Below are 15,555 nucleotides of genomic sequence, written 5' to 3'. Positions count from 1 at the left end.
TCACTCCCCGGCCAGCGCCCGCTCGATGTCCTCGTCGCCCGGCGCCAGCTCCCTGGCCCGCAGCAGGTCCTGCCTGGCCTGCTCGGCCCGGCCCGCCGCCCGGTGCGCCACCGCCCGGTTGAACAGCAGCTCGGCCGTCTCGCCGAGCTCCAGCGCCCGGGTGAGGTCGGCGACCGCCCGGTGGTGCTCGCCGCGCTCGAACGCCAGCTCTGCGCGCCCCGCCCACGCGGCCGCCAGCCCGGGATCGGCGGCCAGCGCCTTGTCGTAGGCCGCCAGCGCCTCCTCCGGCCTGCCCCGCGCCGCCTCCACCTGCCCGAGCACGGCCAGCAGGTGCGTGTTGCCCGGGTCGGCCGCCAGCCCGCGCGCCACGTCGGCCCGCGCCGCCTCGTACTCCCCCAGCCCGGCCAGGATGCCCGCCCGGTTCACGTACGCGGGCCCGAACCCCGGGTCCAGCTCCAGCGCGTGGTCCAGGTCGGCGCGTGCCCCGGCGAGGTCGCCCGCCGCGAAGCGGATCTCCGCCCGGTTGTAGTAGGGCTCCGGGAACGGCGGCCCGAGCCGCATCGCGCTCTCGTAGTCGGCCAGCGCCTCGGCGACGCGGCCCAGCTTGTGCAGCAGGTTGCCCCGGTCCAGGTAGTAGTCCGGGTAGCCGGGGTCCATCGCGATCGCCGTGCCGTAGCCGATCAGCGCCTCGTCGGTGCGCCCCGCCTGCGCCATGAGCTGCGCCCGGTTGGCGTGCAGCACCAGCCGGTGGATCGGGTGGGCCGGGGCGAGCTCCCGCTCCCCCAGCGCCAGCGCCTCCTCCACCAGCTCCAGCGCCTGCGCGAACCGGCCCAGCCGCACCGACACCAGCGCCTTGCCGTTCAGGTCGAAGCCCAGGTGGAACGCCCGTTCCCGGGGATCGGCCAGGCTGCCCGCCAGCGCCACCGCCCGGTCGATCCACTCCATCGCCTCGGCCGGGTCGCGCCGGGCCGGGTCGTGGTGCCTGACGAGCAGCATCGCGGTCGCGTACGCCGCCGTGGCGAGGTTCTTGGGGTCGTGGCCGACCCGGCGGGCCAGGTCCAGCAGGTCGCGGGCCTCGTCCTCGCGTTCGAGCGCGGCCAGCGCGGTCGTGGTGCGGTGCAGCAGCGTCCACCACTCGTCGCCGCCTTCCGGCAGCCCGGGCAGCAGCGCGGCCCCGGCCTCGGCCATCGCGTGGTGGAAGCCCTCGTTGCGGTAGCGGTCGAGCTCCGGCCCGAGCCGGTGGACGGGCCCAGGATGCGGCGGCCCGTGCTCCTCGCGGACCACGGTGAGCGCCGGCACCCGCCGCTCCAGCACCGCCAGCAACTCGATATCGGTCGGGTCCGCTTCGGCGAGGTTGACCACCCGCAGCTTCAGCGGCCCCGCTGCCTCCAGATGATCGCGTACGAACTCCGCCACCCCGTTCGCCAGCCGGAGCGTGCGCAGGGGCGCCGGGATGAGGATCCGCTCCTCCTGCGGCAGCCGGTCGGCCAGCGAGGACCGCCGGACCGGCAGGTTCAGCATGGGCGCGACGGCCCTGAGCTCTATGTCGTGGGCGGCGGCCAGCTCCGGCGCCGCTCCTGGAACCAGCGCCGCGGCCAGCCCGGCCGCCATGGTGTAGGGGCCGAGCAGGCCGCGGTGCGCGTCAAGCGTGATCTCGTGCAATTTCCCCGTCCGCCAAGAGAATGGGCCGGCGCATCCACCGCAATGCGCCGGCCCTCTGCCATGGAGGAGGTTAGGCCGCGTGCTTCGGAGTCGCCGCTCCGGTCAGCTTGACGGTGCCCGGCTTGTGAACCACAACCTTCTTCATGTGCACTCATTCCAGGTCAAACGAAAAGGACCGCTCAATATCAACACGAAAGCGGTCAAACAACAAGGGATGACCTGGTAAGGGAAATTTCCTAGGGGTTTAAGGATCAATCGCCCAGGATGGCGTCGACGAACACCTCTGGGTCGAAGGGGGCCAAATCATCCGGACCCTCGCCCAACCCGACCAGTTTGACCGGGACACCCAGCTCCCGCTGGACCGAGATGACGATGCCGCCCTTGGCCGTGCCGTCGAGCTTCGTCAGCGCGATGCCCGTGATGTTGACCACCTCGGCGAACACCTGCGCCTGCCGCATCCCGTTCTGGCCCGTGGTGGCGTCGAGGACGAGCAGCACCTCGTCGACCGTGGCCTGCTTCTCGATGACGCGCTTGACCTTGCCCAGCTCGTCCATCAGGCCGGTCTTGGTGTGCAGGCGGCCCGCCGTGTCGACGATGACCACGTCGGCCTGCTCCGCGATGCCCCGGGCGGTCGCGTCGAAGGCCACCGAGGCCGGGTCGCCGCCCTCGGGACCGCGCACCACGTCGGCGCCGACCCGGTCGCCCCACGTCTGGAGCTGGTCGGCGGCGGCGGCGCGGAACGTGTCGGCCGCGCCGAGCACGACCTTCTTGCCGTCGCCGACGAGCGAGCGGGCGAGCTTGCCGGTGGTGGTGGTCTTGCCGGTGCCGTTGACGCCCACGACCAGCACCACGGCCGGCCGCTCGCCGTGCTTGGCGGTGTGGAGGGTGCGGTCGAGGTCGGGGTTGACCTGGATGAGAAGCTGCTCGCGCAGCAGCGCCCGCACCTCCTGCGGCGACCGGCTGCCGAGCACCTTGACCTTGGTGCGCAGCTCCTCGACCATGACCTGGGTCGGCGCGACGCCGACGTCGGCCGTGATCAGGCGCTCCTCGATCTCGTCCCAGACCTCGTCGTCGAGCCGGTCACGCGACAGCAGCTCCAGCAGGCCGCGGCCGAGCGCGCTCTGCGACCTGGCCAGCCGCGAGCGCAGCCGCACCATGCGTCCCTCGGACGGCGGCGGCACCTCCACGGGCGGCGCCACGACGGCGGGCTCGGCGGGCTTGGCCGGAGGCGGCAGCGTGGTGGTGGCGCCGTCGGCCTCGTCGGCCGAGGCGGGGCGCGTCTCCGTCTCCTCCGGGAGCGGCGGCGCCTCCGGAGGCTTGACGGGCGGCGGGGCCGCCTTGCCGCCCGGCCGGAAGAGCAGGAAGAGGCCGCCTGCCGCCACGAGGGCGACAAGCACCACGATCACTATGACGCCGAGGTAACCATCCACAAGATGTCAGTTTTCCAGATCGTCCGGCATGCTCATGCCCAAGGCCACGCCAATCACGCCGTTTCGCGCTCGCGAAGCCGCTGGCTGACGACCTGAGTGACGCCGTCGCCGCGCATCGACACGCCGTAGAGGGCGTCGGCGATCTCCATCGTACGCTTGTTGTGCGTGATGACGATCAGCTGCGAGCTCTGCCGCAGCTCCTCGAACAGCGTCAGCAGCCGCTGGGTGTTGGTGTCGTCGAGCGCGGCCTCGACCTCGTCCATGACGTAGAACGGCGACGGCCTGGCCTTGAAGATGGAGATCAGGAACGCGACCGCCGTCAGCGACCGCTCGCCGCCCGACAGCAGCGACAGCCGCTTGACCTTCTTGCCCGGGGGGCGCGCCTCCACCTCGATGCCGGTGGTCAGCATGTCGTCGGGGTCGGTCAGCACGAGCCGCCCGTCGCCGCCCGGGAACACCCGGCCGAAGATCTGCTCGAACTCGCGCGCCACGTCCTCGTACGCCGACGAGAACATCAGCTGCACCCGGTCGTCGACCTCCTTGACCACGGTCAGCAGGTCGCGCCGGGTCTTCTTCAGGTCCTCCAGCTGCGAGGTCAGGAACGCGTGGCGCTCCTCCAGCGCCGCGAACTCCTCCAGGGCCAGCGGGTTGACCTTGCCGAGCTGGTTCATCTGGCGCTCGGCGGCGCGGGCCCGCTTCTCCTGCTCCTCGCGCACGTACGGGACGGGCGGGTCGCCCGGCACCGGGGCGTCGGGGCCGTACTCGGTGAGCAGCGTGTCGGCCTCGACGCCGAACTCGTCCATGGCCCGCTGCTCCAGCTGCTCCAGCCGGAGGCGCTGCTCGGTGCGGGCCACCTCGCTGCCGTGGACCCGGTTGACCAGCTTGTCGAGCTCCTGGCTGAGCTCGCGCACGTGCAGGCGTACCTGCTTGAGCTCGGCGTCGACGGCGACGCGGGCGAGGTCGGCCTCGTCGCGCTCGCGGGCGGCGAGCTGGATGGAGGCCGCGAGGCTCGTCAGGACGCGCTTGGCGCCCTCGGCGACCGCCTGGGCCAGGACGGCCTGCTCACGGCGGCGGGCGCGCTGTGCGGCGGCCTGGGCGCGTTCCTGGCGCTCGCGGGCGGCGGCGCGGATGAGGCCGTCGGCGCGGCCCTCGACGCCCTTGACCCGCTCCTCGGCGGTGCGGACCTGGAGGCGGGTCTCGACCTCGCGCTGCCGGGCGCTCTCGCAGACGGCGGCGAGCTCGTCGCGGGCCTCGGTGGTGGGCTCGGTCTCCAGCTCCTGGGAGTATTCGGCCTCGGCCAGCCGGACCTCCAGCTCGGCCAGCTCCTCCAGGCCGTCGGCGCGGGCCTCGCGGGCGGCGGCGACGCTCTGGCCGAGCCGTTCGGCCTCGGCGCGGGCGGCCTCGGCCGCGGCCTCCAGCTGGGCCAGCCGCTTGGCGGCGGCGGCGTCGCGCTGGTCGGCCTCCCGCTGGCGGGCCCTGACCTGGTCGAGCGTGCCCTGCGCGGAGCTGACCCCGGACTGGGCGGCGCTGACCGCGCTCTGGGCCTCGGCGACGTGCGCCTGGGCGGCCTCGAACGCGGCCTGGGCGGCCTGCTCGGCGGCGGCCGCCTCGGTCAGCGCGGCGGCGGTCTCCTCGGCCCTGGTCCTGGCGTCGGCCAGGTCGGCGACGGCGTCGTCGAGCGCGGCGCGGACCTGGAGCACGGACGTGCCGCCCTCGGAGCCGCCGCCGGCGACGTGCGCGCCGACGAGGTCGCCCCCCACGGTGACGGCGCGCAGGGCGGGGTCGGCCTCGACCACCCGCCGCGCGGTCTCCAGGTCGTCGACCACGACGACCCCGCCCAGCACGTGGTCGAGGGACGCGCGCAGCCGGTCGGGCACGCTGACCAGCTCGGCCGCCCACCGCCCGCCGCCGGGCGCGCCGCCCGGCGAGCCGGGCCCGGCGCCGTCGCGGGAGCCGGCGACCAGGAGGGTCGCCTGGCCCGCCTCCTTGACGCGCAGCAGCTCCAGCGCCTCGACGGCGGTGCCGAGCGACGTGACGGCGATGGCCTCGGCGACCGGCCCGAGCACGGCGGCGACGGCCACCTCGGCCCCGGGCGTCACCTGGAGTGACGCGGCGAGCGGCCCGAGCACGCCGGCCAGGTCGGCCTCCAGCAGGGCCGCGCCGCCGTCGCCCTTGGCCAGGCCCAGCTCCAGGGCGTCGCACCGGGCCTGGAGCGCGGCGACGGCCCGCTGCGCGTCCTGGTCGGCGGCGCGGGCGGTGCCGACGCCCGACTTCGCGGCCTGGAGGGCGGCGCGGGGCGCGTCGAGCGCGGCCTTGGCCTCCTCGACGGCGGCGCGGGCCGCGTCGGCGGCCAGCTTGGCCTCCTCCACCAGCGCCTGCGCGGTGGCGAGCTCCTCGGCCAGCGCGGGGTCGGGGGCGGGCTCGTCGAGCCGCTGCGCCTCCAGGTCCTCACGGGCGCGCCGCTCACGCTCGGCCGCGTCGGCGACCGCCCGCTCCAGCCGGCCGATCTCCTCCTCGGCGGCCCGTGACCTGCTCCGTACGGAGTCGACCTGGCCGCGGAGTTTGGCCAGGCCCTCGCGGCGGTCGGCGGCGGCCCTGGCGGCCATCGCCAGCCGGCGCTCCTCGGCGGCCAGCTCGGCCTCGACGGCGGTGCGGCGCTCGACGGCGTCGTCGAGCAGCTCGCGCGCCTGCTCCAGCTCGGCCTGGAGGATCAGCTCCTGCTCGCGCGCCTCGGCGGCCTCGCGCTCCAGCTCTTCGGGCTCGCGGCCGCGGCGTTCGATGGAGGCGGCGTCGACGGCGTGGCGGTGGCGTTCGGCGGCGAGCTGGGCCAGGCCGGTGATGCGCTCGCGCAGCGACGACAGCCGGAAGTAGGTCTCCTGGGCGGCGCTCAGCCGGGGCTGCGCCTCGGCCTCGGCGGCCTCCAGCAGGGCCTCGCGCTGCTGCCCCTCGGCCAGCCCGGCCTCGACCTGGGCCCGCCTGGCGAGGATCGCGGCCTCGTCGGCGGCCTCGCGCTCCAGCGTGGCGCGCAGGATGCCGACGTCGTCGGCCAGCAGCCGCAGCCGGGCGTCACGCAGGTCGGCCTGGATGACGGCGGCCTTGCGGGCGATCTCCGCCTGGCGGCCGAGCGGCTTGAGCTGGCGGCGCAGCTCGGTGGCGAGGTCCTGGACGCGCGTCAGGTTGGCCTGCATCGCGTCGAGCTTGCGCAGCGCCTTCTCCTTGCGCTTGCGGTGCTTGAGGACGCCCGCGGCCTCCTCGATGAAGGCGCGGCGGTCCTCGGGACCGGCGTGGAGGACGGCGTCGAGCTGGCCCTGGCCGACGATGACGTGCATCTCCCTGCCGATGCCGGAGTCGGACAGCAGCTCCTGGATGTCGAGCAGGCGGCAGGTGTCGCCGTTGATCGCGTACTCGCTCTGGCCGGACCGGAACATCAGCCGGCTGATCGTGACCTCGGTGTAGTCGATCGGCAGGGCGCCGTCGGTGTTGTCGATGGTCAGCGTCACCTCGGCGCGGCCGAGGGGCGGCCGGGAGGAGGTGCCGGCGAAGATGACGTCCTCCATCTTGCCGCCGCGCAGCGACTTGGCGCTGTGCTCGCCCATGACCCAGGCCAGGGCGTCGACGACGTTGGACTTGCCGGAGCCGTTGGGGCCGACGACGCAGGTGATGCCGGGCTCGAAGCGGAGGGCGGTGGCCGAGGCGAACGACTTGAATCCGCGCAGCGTGAGGGTCTTCAGGTACAAAGCGCGGACCCCCTACTCCTGGACGGAACTCCGGGAAAGCCTACTGGCCCCGGCTGCCCGTCGCTGGCGGGCGCAGTCAGGAGGTGAGGAGGGTCTTACGCAAAACAACGGTCCCGCGGAAAATAACAAGGGACGCCTCGGTGAGACGTCCCTGATCTTGCGCTCCGATCACTCTCAGGTGAGTGCCGGCTCGCGCTCCTGCATGCGGCTGATTGCCTCATCGCGGGTTTGCGCCGCAAGAGCGTCATTCTGGGCCTGGAGTCGGATGAGTTCTGCCTCCAGGTCACGGATCCGCTGCTGCAATCGCCGCATCTCCGAGACCATTCGAGGGTCAGGACCGCCGACGTGGCCGAGTAGAGCCTTCGCCATGGTAAAGGGTCCTCCACGCTGAGTGACCAGACTGGTTCGCGCACTTCTATTCCGCGGGAGGGGTGCGCGTGGTACCTAACAAGAGTCGCACCGGCCGTGTGGGCGGTCAAGTCGAACGCACCGCTCTGCCCTACCGACAGGCACTCCCGACATATAACTATACCCTATTTGAGCCGTTTAACGAAACGGGTCACCGCTCCACAAATCCGCCCAAGCTACCTCGGGGTTCGCTCCAGCGTTCCACTACTCCATCCACCCTGCCCGGCGTGTCGCAACCTCTGAGCAGGTCGAGGAGCTTGACGCACGACTCGCGCGGCCCCTCGGCGACGACCTCGACCCGGCCGTCGTCGGTGTTCCTGGCCCAGCCGGTCAGGCCCAGCTCCAGCGCTCTGGCCCTGGTCCACCAGCGGAACCCCACCCCTTGCACCCTGCCCCGCACCCAGGCGGTCATACGCGCGTCGTCCATGATTCCTCCCTGCTGACGTCACGCGGCCACGAGCCTCAGCGCGTGACCGGCCGCCGCCGCCGCGAACGCCCTGATCGCCGCGGTCTCCGCCGCCTTGACCCAGGCCAGGCCGAGCACCGACGGCGGCAGCCCGGTGACCGGCACGAAGCTCACGTCGGGCCGCCTGTGGTGGGCCGCCGTCGGGGTGCAGAACAGCATGCCGCCCCGGCCGAGCGCCACCTGGGTCAGGCCCTCCTGGCTGGTGGCCACCGTACCCGCCTGGGGAATCGGCTGTCCGGAAGGGGTCACGGTGGGTGCCGCCCGCTCGCGCCACCCGCGCGGCGCGGGCCCGTCCAGCCCGATCAGCGGCACCCCGGCCAGCTCCTCCGCGCCGATGCTGACCCGTCCGGCCAGCGGATGGCCGGCGGGCAGCCCGAGGTGGTAGGGGACGCGGTTCAGGGCCTCGCCGGTCGCCAGGTCGGGCTCGTCCACCGGCAGCAGCGTGAACGCGACGTCGACCTGCCCGGCCCGCAGCCTGCCGAACGGGTCGGACAGCGGGATCTCCACCAGCTCGACCGACGAGCCGGGATGGCCGCTCTCGAACGCCAGCACGCTGCCCGTGACCACGTCCGTCGGCGTGGCCAGGAACCCCACCCTGAGCACGCCCGTGACCTCCCGCGCCGCGGCCTTGGCCCGGCTCACGGCGCTCGCCAGCCCGGCGTAGGCGGGCCTCAGGTCGGCCAGGAACCGCTCGCCGAGCGGCGTGAGCCGCACCCGCCTGCTGGTGCGCTCGAAGAGCCTGCCGCCGATCCTGGTCTCCAGGGCGCGCATGAGCTGGCTCACCCGCCCCGGCGACAGGTAGAGGCGCTCGGCCGTGCGCGCGAAGTGCAGCTCCTCGCTCAGCACGACGAAGCACTCCAGCTCCCTGAACTCCATCCCCGCCTCCCGCATCGCTTAGCCTGCCTAAACCAAGGCTTCGCCGTTCGTCATTGTTCCCCACGCGCGCCGCCGCGAGGCTGAGCGGCATGACGACGACTGACGCACCCGCCGCCGCTCCGGCGCGCTGGCTCGCCGTGACCTCGGTCGCGGCGGGCACCTTCACCCTCGTGACCAGCGAGATGCTGCCCGTCGGCCTGCTGACCGAGATCGCCGCGTCGCTCGGCGTGTCGGACGGCACGGCCGGGCTGATGATGACGGCCCCCGGGCTGGTGGCCGCCGCCTCGGCGCCCGTGCTGGCGTTCACCACCCGGCGGCTGGACCGGCGGATCATGCTGCTGGCGTTGATGGCGTTGCTGGCGGCGGGCAACCTGATGGGCGCGCTCGCGCCGAACTACCCGGTGATGCTGGCGGCCCGGGTGCTGACCGGGGTGAGCATCGGCGGGTTCTGGGCCATCGCGGCCGGGCTGGGCCCGCGCCTGGTGCCGGAACGGGCGGTCGGCCGGGCCACCTCCGTCATCCTGTCCGGCGTGGCGGTGGCCTCGGTGCTGGGGGTGCCCGCGGCGACGTTCGTGTCGTCGTTCGCGGGATGGCGCACGGCGTTCGCCGCCATGGGCGCCGGCGCGCTCGTCCTGCTCGCGCTGCTGGCCGCCACGCTGCCGCCGCTGCCGGGGACCGACAGCCGCAGCGCGCTGTCCGGCGCGTTCTCGGGGCCGCTCAGGCTCGTCCTCGTGCTGACCGTCCTGATCGTGGCCGGCCATTTCGCCGCCTACACCTACGTGCGGCCGTTCATGGAGCAGGTCACGCACGCCGGCCCGGTGCTGGTCGGCGTCGCGCTCCTGCTGTACGGCGCGGCGGGCGTCGCGGGCAACTTCGCCGCCGGCGCGCGGGCCGCCAGGAACCCGGCGGCGGTCCTGATCACGCTGGTCGCGCTCATGGTCGCGGGCATGGCGGCGCTGCCGCTGATCGGCCTGCCGCTGGCCGTGCTCGTCGTCTGGGGGCTCGGCTACGGCGGCGTGGGCGTCACCCTGCAGCTGTGGATCATGCGGGCGGGCGGCGGCGAGCTGGGCACGGCCTTGTTCGTCGGCGCGTTCAACGTCTCCATCGCGCTCGGCGCGCTCGCCGGCGGCCGGGTGGCCGACGGCGTCTCGGTGACCGCCGTGATGTGGCTGGGCGCGGCGCTGACCGCGCTGGCGGCCGTCCTCATCGCCGTACGGGGCTCACGGGCGCAGCAGCCGGCCGTGACGCCCGCCGGTGAACACGCCTGACTCGACCGCCACCCGGCCCTCCAGCAGGACGTGCACGATGCCCGTCGGCCGGGCGGACGGCTCGGCGTACGTCCCGGCGTGGCCCACGCTCTCCGGGTCGAACACGCACACGTCCGCGTACGCCCCCGGCACCAGGCAGCCCCGCCCGCGCAGCCCGAACTGGGCGGCGTTGGCCGAGGTCATCTTGCGCACCGCCTCCGCCCAGCCGACCACCCCGCGCTCGCGCACGTACACCCCGAGGAACCGGGGGAAGCACCCCCACGTGCGGGGGTGCTCCAGCCCGGCCGGGGCGCCGTTGTCGGAGCCGATGCCGATCAGCGGGTCGGCCATGATCTCGGTCACGTCGGCCTCGGCCATCATCTCGACCACCATCTCGGCGGCCGGATCGGCCGACACCAGGTCGCACAGCGTCTCCCAGGCGTCGCCGGAGGCGGCCACGTCCGCGAGCGTGCGGCCGGCGTACCCCGGCTCGGCGTGCGAGGTGATCAGCACGCCCTCGGGGACGGCGTCGCGCCAGAGCCCGGAGCCCGAGCCGCCCGCCTCGGCGCGGGCCCGCAGCCGGGCCCGCTCGCCGGGCGAGGCGAGCGTGTCGCGCACGCCGCCGCCGGCCAGCGCGGCCGGCGGCAGCAGCGCCGCCAGGACGGTGGAGCCCGCCGTGTAGGGGTACTGGTCGCCGCGCACGTCCACGCCCGCCAGGCGGGCCTCGCGCAACTTGCCGAGCAGCATCCCGGCCCCGCCGTGGTTGGCGCGGCCGGCGACCTTGCAGTGCGACACCTGAAGGCGCACCCGCGCCCGCCGGGCGATCTCGACGGCCTCGTCCAGCGCCTGCCCCAGCGCCGACCCCTCGTCGCGCAGGTGAGTCGTGTACGGGACGCCGTAGCGGTGCGCGACCCTGGCCAGGGCCACCAGCTCGTCGGTGTCGCCGTAGCTGCCCGGCGGGTAGATGAGGCCGCTCGACAGCCCGCACGCGCCCGCCTCGAACGCCTCGGCGGCCAGCTCGCACATCCGCTCCAGGTCGCCGGGCCGCAGCTCCGGCTCGAACCCGGCCACCGCTCCGCGCAGCGTCGAGTGTCCGACCAGCGTGGCCACGTGGTTGGTCGGCCCGGCGTCCGCCACGGCCGCCAGGTAGCCGGCGAACGTCCAGTCGGGCACCCCGTCCCCGGTCAGCTCCTCCAGCCGGGAGGCATCGGGCGCGTAGGAGAAGCCGCAGTTGCCGTTGATCTCCGTCGTCACGCCCTGGAGCAGCTTGAACGGCTGCGCCCGCGGCATGAGTGGCACCAGGTCGGAGTGCGCGTGCGGATCGACGAACCCGGGCGCGACCGCCAGCCCCGTCACGTCCAGCACCCGGCGGGCGGCGCCCAGGTCACGGCCGACGGCCACCACCCTGCCGCCCTCGACGGCGACGTCCGCCGTCACGGCCGCGGAGCCCAGCCCGTCGTACACCGAACCACCGCGCAACAGCAGATCCACCATGAGACCCACCCAACACCGTCAAGGCCGCCTCGCGCTTGGTGTCAGCGGCCCAACACCGGGCCCGAGGTTGGTCCGCTGCGACGATGATCGAGGCGACGCCCTCGGATCAGCGCGGCCGCCGCTGGCACTTCGGGCAGGAGTAGGACGACCGGTTCATGAACGGCTCACGCCTGATCGGGGTGCCGCAGCGCGAGCAGGGCTGGTCCTGCCTGCCGTACACCTCCAGCGAGCGGTCGAAGTAGCCGCTCTCGCCGTTGACGTTCACGTACAGGCTGTCGAAGGACGTGCCGCCCTGCTGGAGCGCGGCGCCCATCACCTCGCGCACCGCGGCCACCAGCTCGGCCACCTTGGGCCGGGTGAGCGTCTGCGCGGGCCGCGCCCAGTGCAGCCGGGCCAGCCACAGCGCCTCGTCGGCGTAGATGTTGCCGACGCCGCTGATCAGCGACTGGTCGAGCAGCGCCCGCTTGATCTCCGTCTTCTTCGCGCGCAACGCGGCGGTGAAGGCGGCCTCGTCGAACGACTCCTCGAACGGGTCCGGCGCGATGTGCGCGATCGGCTCGGGCACCCCGTTCACCAGCGTGGTGAGCATCACGTGCCCGAACGTCCGCTGGTCGACGAAGCGCAGGTCGGAGCCGCCGTCGGCGAACCTCAGGCGCACCCGCAGATGCTTCTCCGGCGGCGCGTCCGGATCGACCACCAGCAACTGGCCGCTCATGCCCAGATGCGCCAGCAGCGCCTCCTCCGGCCCCGACAGCGGCAGCCACAGGTATTTGCCGCGCCGTTCGGCCGACTTGACCAGCCGCCCGCGCAGCCGCGCCGCGAACTCGTCGGCGCCCGGCAGATGACGCCGGATCGCGCGCGGGTGCAGCACCTCGGCGGAGGCGATCTCACGGCCGGTCACCCACTCCGCCAGACCGCGGCGGACGACCTCGACCTCGGGAAGCTCGGGCACCTAGCCCGCCGGCTGGCTCTCGCGCTGCTCGCGGCGGGCCCGGATCCGGGTCCACGCCGCCTCGGCCGCCTGCTGCTCGGCCTCCTTCTTGCTGCGCCCGCTGCCCTCGCCGTAGGGCTCGCCGCCCACCCGCACCACGGCGGTGAACGACTTGGCGTGGTCGGGGCCGCTCTCCTCGACGTGGTATTCGGGCACGCCCAGCGCCTCGGAGGCGGTCAGCTCCTGCAGCGAGGTCTTCCAGTCGAGCCCGGCGCCCAGCGACGCCGAACGCACGATCAGCGGGTCGAACAGCACGTGCACGACCCGGAACGCCTCGTCCAGCCCCTTGTCGACGTAGACGGCGCCGATCAGCGCCTCCAGCGTGTCGGCCAGGATCGAGGACTTGTCACGGCCCCCGGTGCCCTCCTCGCCCCGGCCCAGCCGCAGGAACCGGCCCAGGCCCAGGCCGCGCGCCACGTCGGCGAGCGCGCGCATGTTGACCACCGCCGCCCGCAGCTTGGCCAGCTGGCCCTCGGGCAGATCGGGGTGGTTGCGGTAGAGCGTGTCGGTGACCACCAGGCCCAGCACCGAGTCGCCGAGGAACTCCAGGCGCTCGTTGGTGGGCAGGCCGCCGTTCTCGTACGCGTAGGAGCGGTGCGTCAGCGCCCGCTCCAGGATGTCGGAGTCCAGGCCGACCGCCAGGACCCGCTCCAGCTCTTCTCTGGCGACCTCCACGGCCACCGGCTTAGGACCTGCGCCCACGTGCTTTCCTCCTCGGAACATCTTCACCAGGCACGACGGCTGCGGAAGATGCCCGAAAACGTGGTGGGCGTCGGGGGGAACAGGCCCCGGCGTCCACCACGACCGCGGGCGAAACCGTAACCGCACGCATCTGAGACGGTAACGCCGACCGGGGCACAATGGCACCCGGTCGGCATCACGTCAACTCAGCGAGATCAGGCAGACGGCTCGATGACCTGACGGCGGTTGTAGGTGCCGCAGGTGGGGCACGCGATGTGCGGCTGCTTCGGCGAACGGCACTGCGGGCAGCTCACCAGGGCGACAGCAGTCGTCTTCCACTGGGAGCGACGGGCGCGGGTGTTGCTCCGCGACATCTTTCGCTTCGGGACGGCCACGTCACTTCTCCTGATCGTTATCGTTCTCGGTAACCAGACCTTGCAACGACGCCCAGCGGGCGTCGATCTTCTCGTGCCGGTGATCGTCGCCGGCCTCGGCCAGCTTGATCCCGCACTCCGTGCAGAGCCCCGGGCAGTCCTCGCGGCAGACGGGGCTCAACGGCAGTGCGAGCACCACCGCGTCACGGAACGTCGGCTCGAGGTCGAGCAGCTCTCCGTCGAGCAGCGAGTCGTCCTCCGAGGCGTCCTCGTCGGAGTAGAAGAACAGCTCCTGCAGGTCGACCTCGATCTCCGAGGTCAACGGGTCAAGGCACCGCGCGCACTCCCCGGCGAGCGGGGCCTGCGCCGTGCCCGAGACGAGCACGCCTTCCATCACTGCTTCGAGCCGGAGGTCCAGCTCGACTTCGGCGTCCTTGGGAACGCCGATCATGTCGACGCCGAGATCCGCCGGAGCCGGAAGGGTCAGGGTGATCTCTCGCATCGTGCCCGGCCGCTTTCCCAGGTCGTGAGTGGAGATCACCCAAGGGGAGCGGGGGTTGAGGTGCTGAGTCATCCTGCTCTCGCTAGGCATGGCGATAACGCCGTCGTACAAGGCCGAAATGAAAGGATACCAGGTCGCCGTCAGCCTCTGAGCCGCTCGACGAGCAGCTTGTGCACCAGGTCCGGCACCAGGCCGGACACGTCTCCGCCATAACGGGCGATCTCCTTCACCCGGCTCGACGACAGGAACGAGTATTCGGGGTTCGTCGGCATGAACAGCGTCTCCACGCCCGACAGCCGGTAGTTGAGCTGGGCCATCTGCAGCTCGTAGTCGAAGTCGCTGACCACCCGGATGCCCTTGACGATCGCCGGGATGTCGTTCTGCTTGCAGAAGTCGACGAGCAGGCCGTGGAACTTCCTGACCTTGACGTTCGGGTACTCCTTGGTCACGGTCTGCAGGATGTCGATCCGCTCGTCGACCGTGAACAGGCTGCTCTTCTCGACATTGATCAGTACGGCCACCGTCACCTCGTCGTACAGCCGGGCGGCCCGGCCGATGATGTCGAGATGACCGTTGGTGATGGGGTCGAACGACCCCGGGCAGACAACGCGGCGCAACACGCCTCCCAGGTCTACGGGTGGTCTACGGTTTCCCCGGCGGCGCGACCGTACCAAACGGACGCTTCACCATATCGACGGACCCTCTCCTCAACGTACCCGTCAGGCCACATCAGGGCCTTCCCCCTGCTTTCCCTCTCGAAAGCCACCAAAGCCCCCGGGACCAGCCACCCGTTGTCCCGCAACGCCACCAGCACCCGCCCCACCTCGTCATCCGACACCGCGTACGGCGGATCCGCGAACACGATGTCGAACGGCTCCTCCCCCGCCCTGGCCAGCACCCGCTCCACCCGATCGGCCACCACCCGCGCCCCGGCCAGACCCAGCGACGCCACGTTCGACCTGATGACCCGCACCGCCTTCGGGTCCGACTCCACCAGCACCGCCTCGGCCGCCCCCCGCGACAGCGCCTCCAGCCCCACCGCCCCCGACCCGGCGTACAGATCCATCACCCGCGCCCCGTCGAGCCCGTACAGCGAGTCGAGCGTCAAGAAGACGCCTTCCCTGGCCCTGTCACTGGTCGGCCTCGTCCCGCGCCCCGGCGGCGTCTCCAACCGGCGCCCACCCGCGCTCCCCGCGATGATCCGAGTCATGCGCCCCATTGTTCCGCATGTCCGCCCAGGTCAAGAGTGGACAAGTGTCTGCCTCGACTGCGCAAGGGTGATTCACATCGGGGGGCCCAGTGAGCAAGATGAGTCCTGCGGCCTTCGAGGTGACCCACATGAAGGCCGACCGGCGTGATCGTGAGCCCTTCCGCACGCCGGTTCCCTCGGCACCTGACCCGAGGGTGGGCCCAGCCGGGGACGGCATTCGGGGGGAGGCCGTCCCCGCGGCTGGGCCCTGGGCACCCCCTCCCCACACACCTGACGGCGCCGTCCGCCCGTGCCTCAACCCTTGGCCCTTCCACGGCCCCAGCCCCTGGCCCTTCGCGCCGTACGCGCCCGTCAGCCCGTGGCCCCATCGCGCTGGCTCCAGCCGCCCCGCCTCCCCCCTTCCGCGCCGTACGCCTTGCGCCGACCTCCGCCGTACGCCCTCTCGCCGCACCGGCGCCGGGGGGTGGCCTCCCGCAG

Annotated in this window: 14 protein-coding genes; 1 reads left to right on the top strand and 13 read right to left on the bottom strand. The window is 73.0% G+C overall.

The window, feature by feature from the left end; translation table 11 throughout:
* The 6 genes from AB0J53_RS24630 to AB0J53_RS24605 form a co-directional block, all read right to left on the bottom strand.
* Positions 1 to 1,662, bottom strand: a complete 1,662-nt coding sequence (locus AB0J53_RS24630; protein WP_364176134.1) for a tetratricopeptide repeat protein — start codon at positions 1,660 to 1,662, stop codon at positions 1 to 3.
* Between the two features lie 251 nt (positions 1,663 to 1,913).
* Positions 1,914 to 3,092, bottom strand: a complete 1,179-nt coding sequence (gene ftsY, locus AB0J53_RS24625; RefSeq protein WP_364176131.1) for a signal recognition particle-docking protein FtsY — start codon at positions 3,090 to 3,092, stop codon at positions 1,914 to 1,916.
* Positions 3,093 to 3,145: 53 nt separating this feature from the next.
* Positions 3,146 to 6,829 (bottom strand): chromosome segregation protein SMC, encoded by a 3,684-nt coding sequence (gene smc / locus AB0J53_RS24620; protein ID WP_364176128.1) that lies wholly within the window; start codon positions 6,827 to 6,829, stop codon positions 3,146 to 3,148.
* Positions 6,830 to 7,003: 174 nt separating this feature from the next.
* Positions 7,004 to 7,198, bottom strand: a complete 195-nt coding sequence (locus AB0J53_RS24615; protein WP_049556952.1) for a hypothetical protein — start codon at positions 7,196 to 7,198, stop codon at positions 7,004 to 7,006.
* A gap of 190 nt (positions 7,199 to 7,388) precedes the next feature.
* Positions 7,389 to 7,664, bottom strand: coding sequence for an acylphosphatase (locus AB0J53_RS24610; RefSeq protein WP_219507004.1), 276 nt, complete (start codon positions 7,662 to 7,664; stop codon positions 7,389 to 7,391).
* A gap of 18 nt (positions 7,665 to 7,682) precedes the next feature.
* Positions 7,683 to 8,579 (bottom strand): LysR family transcriptional regulator, encoded by an 897-nt coding sequence (locus AB0J53_RS24605; protein WP_364176124.1) that lies wholly within the window; start codon positions 8,577 to 8,579, stop codon positions 7,683 to 7,685.
* An 89-nt stretch (positions 8,580 to 8,668) separates the two neighbouring features.
* On the opposite strand from AB0J53_RS24605, the gene AB0J53_RS24600 reads away from it, so the two are divergent.
* Complete coding sequence (locus AB0J53_RS24600) at positions 8,669 to 9,847, top strand: MFS transporter (RefSeq protein WP_364176122.1); 1,179 nt, start codon at positions 8,669 to 8,671, stop codon at positions 9,845 to 9,847.
* Here AB0J53_RS24600 and AB0J53_RS24595 read toward each other — a convergent pair.
* The 7 genes from AB0J53_RS24595 to rsmD form a co-directional block, all read right to left on the bottom strand.
* On the bottom strand, positions 9,800 to 11,320 hold the full coding sequence (locus AB0J53_RS24595) for a D-aminoacylase (protein WP_364176119.1): 1,521 nt from the start codon (positions 11,318 to 11,320) through the stop codon (positions 9,800 to 9,802). The genes AB0J53_RS24600 and AB0J53_RS24595 overlap by 48 nt on opposite strands.
* 106 nt (positions 11,321 to 11,426) lie before the next feature.
* Positions 11,427 to 12,272 (bottom strand): bifunctional DNA-formamidopyrimidine glycosylase/DNA-(apurinic or apyrimidinic site) lyase, encoded by an 846-nt coding sequence (gene mutM / locus AB0J53_RS24590; RefSeq protein ID WP_364176116.1) that lies wholly within the window; start codon positions 12,270 to 12,272, stop codon positions 11,427 to 11,429.
* A complete protein-coding gene (rnc, locus tag AB0J53_RS24585) occupies positions 12,273 to 12,986 on the bottom strand; it encodes a ribonuclease III (protein WP_364176469.1) in 714 nt (237 codons plus the stop codon).
* Between the two features lie 221 nt (positions 12,987 to 13,207).
* Complete coding sequence (rpmF, locus tag AB0J53_RS24580) at positions 13,208 to 13,387, bottom strand: 50S ribosomal protein L32 (protein WP_033409409.1); 180 nt, start codon at positions 13,385 to 13,387, stop codon at positions 13,208 to 13,210.
* A 1-nt stretch (position 13,388) separates the two neighbouring features.
* Positions 13,389 to 13,940, bottom strand: a complete 552-nt coding sequence (locus tag AB0J53_RS24575) for a YceD family protein (RefSeq protein WP_219507014.1) — start codon at positions 13,938 to 13,940, stop codon at positions 13,389 to 13,391.
* 68 nt (positions 13,941 to 14,008) lie between these two features.
* Positions 14,009 to 14,485 carry a pantetheine-phosphate adenylyltransferase gene (gene coaD, locus AB0J53_RS24570; protein WP_364176113.1) on the bottom strand — a complete coding sequence of 159 codons (477 nt, stop codon included), beginning with the start codon at positions 14,483 to 14,485 and terminating at the stop codon, positions 14,009 to 14,011.
* Between the two features lie 14 nt (positions 14,486 to 14,499).
* Positions 14,500 to 15,078 (bottom strand): 16S rRNA (guanine(966)-N(2))-methyltransferase RsmD, encoded by a 579-nt coding sequence (gene rsmD, locus AB0J53_RS24565; protein WP_219507016.1) that lies wholly within the window; start codon positions 15,076 to 15,078, stop codon positions 14,500 to 14,502.
* Positions 15,079 to 15,555 lie beyond the last annotated feature (477 nt).

Origin of the sequence: Nonomuraea sp. NPDC049725 (assembly GCF_040674795.1) — a bacterium.
Lineage (GTDB): Bacteria > Actinomycetota > Actinomycetes > Streptosporangiales > Streptosporangiaceae > Nonomuraea > Nonomuraea ceibae.
The sequence above is the reverse complement of the archived record's forward strand: the minus strand, read 5'-3'. Positions and strand labels throughout refer to the sequence as shown.

What these genes read in the sequence shown, in the direction of transcription:
- AB0J53_RS24615 (WP_049556952.1), bottom strand. Translation starts at nt 7,198, where the DNA reads ATGGCGAAGGCTCTACTCGGCCACGTCGGCGGTCCTGACCCTCGAATG.
- AB0J53_RS24610 (WP_219507004.1), bottom strand. Translation starts at nt 7,664, where the DNA reads ATGGACGACGCGCGTATGACCGCCTGGGTGCGGGGCAGGGTGCAAGGG.
- AB0J53_RS24605 (WP_364176124.1), bottom strand. Translation starts at nt 8,579, where the DNA reads ATGGAGTTCAGGGAGCTGGAGTGCTTCGTCGTGCTGAGCGAGGAGCTG.
- AB0J53_RS24600 (WP_364176122.1), top strand. Translation starts at nt 8,669, where the DNA reads ATGACGACGACTGACGCACCCGCCGCCGCTCCGGCGCGCTGGCTCGCC.
- AB0J53_RS24595 (WP_364176119.1), bottom strand. Translation starts at nt 11,320, where the DNA reads ATGGTGGATCTGCTGTTGCGCGGTGGTTCGGTGTACGACGGGCTGGGC.
- AB0J53_RS24575 (WP_219507014.1), bottom strand. Translation starts at nt 13,940, where the DNA reads ATGACTCAGCACCTCAACCCCCGCTCCCCTTGGGTGATCTCCACTCAC.
- rsmD (WP_219507016.1), bottom strand. Translation starts at nt 15,078, where the DNA reads ATGACTCGGATCATCGCGGGGAGCGCGGGTGGGCGCCGGTTGGAGACG.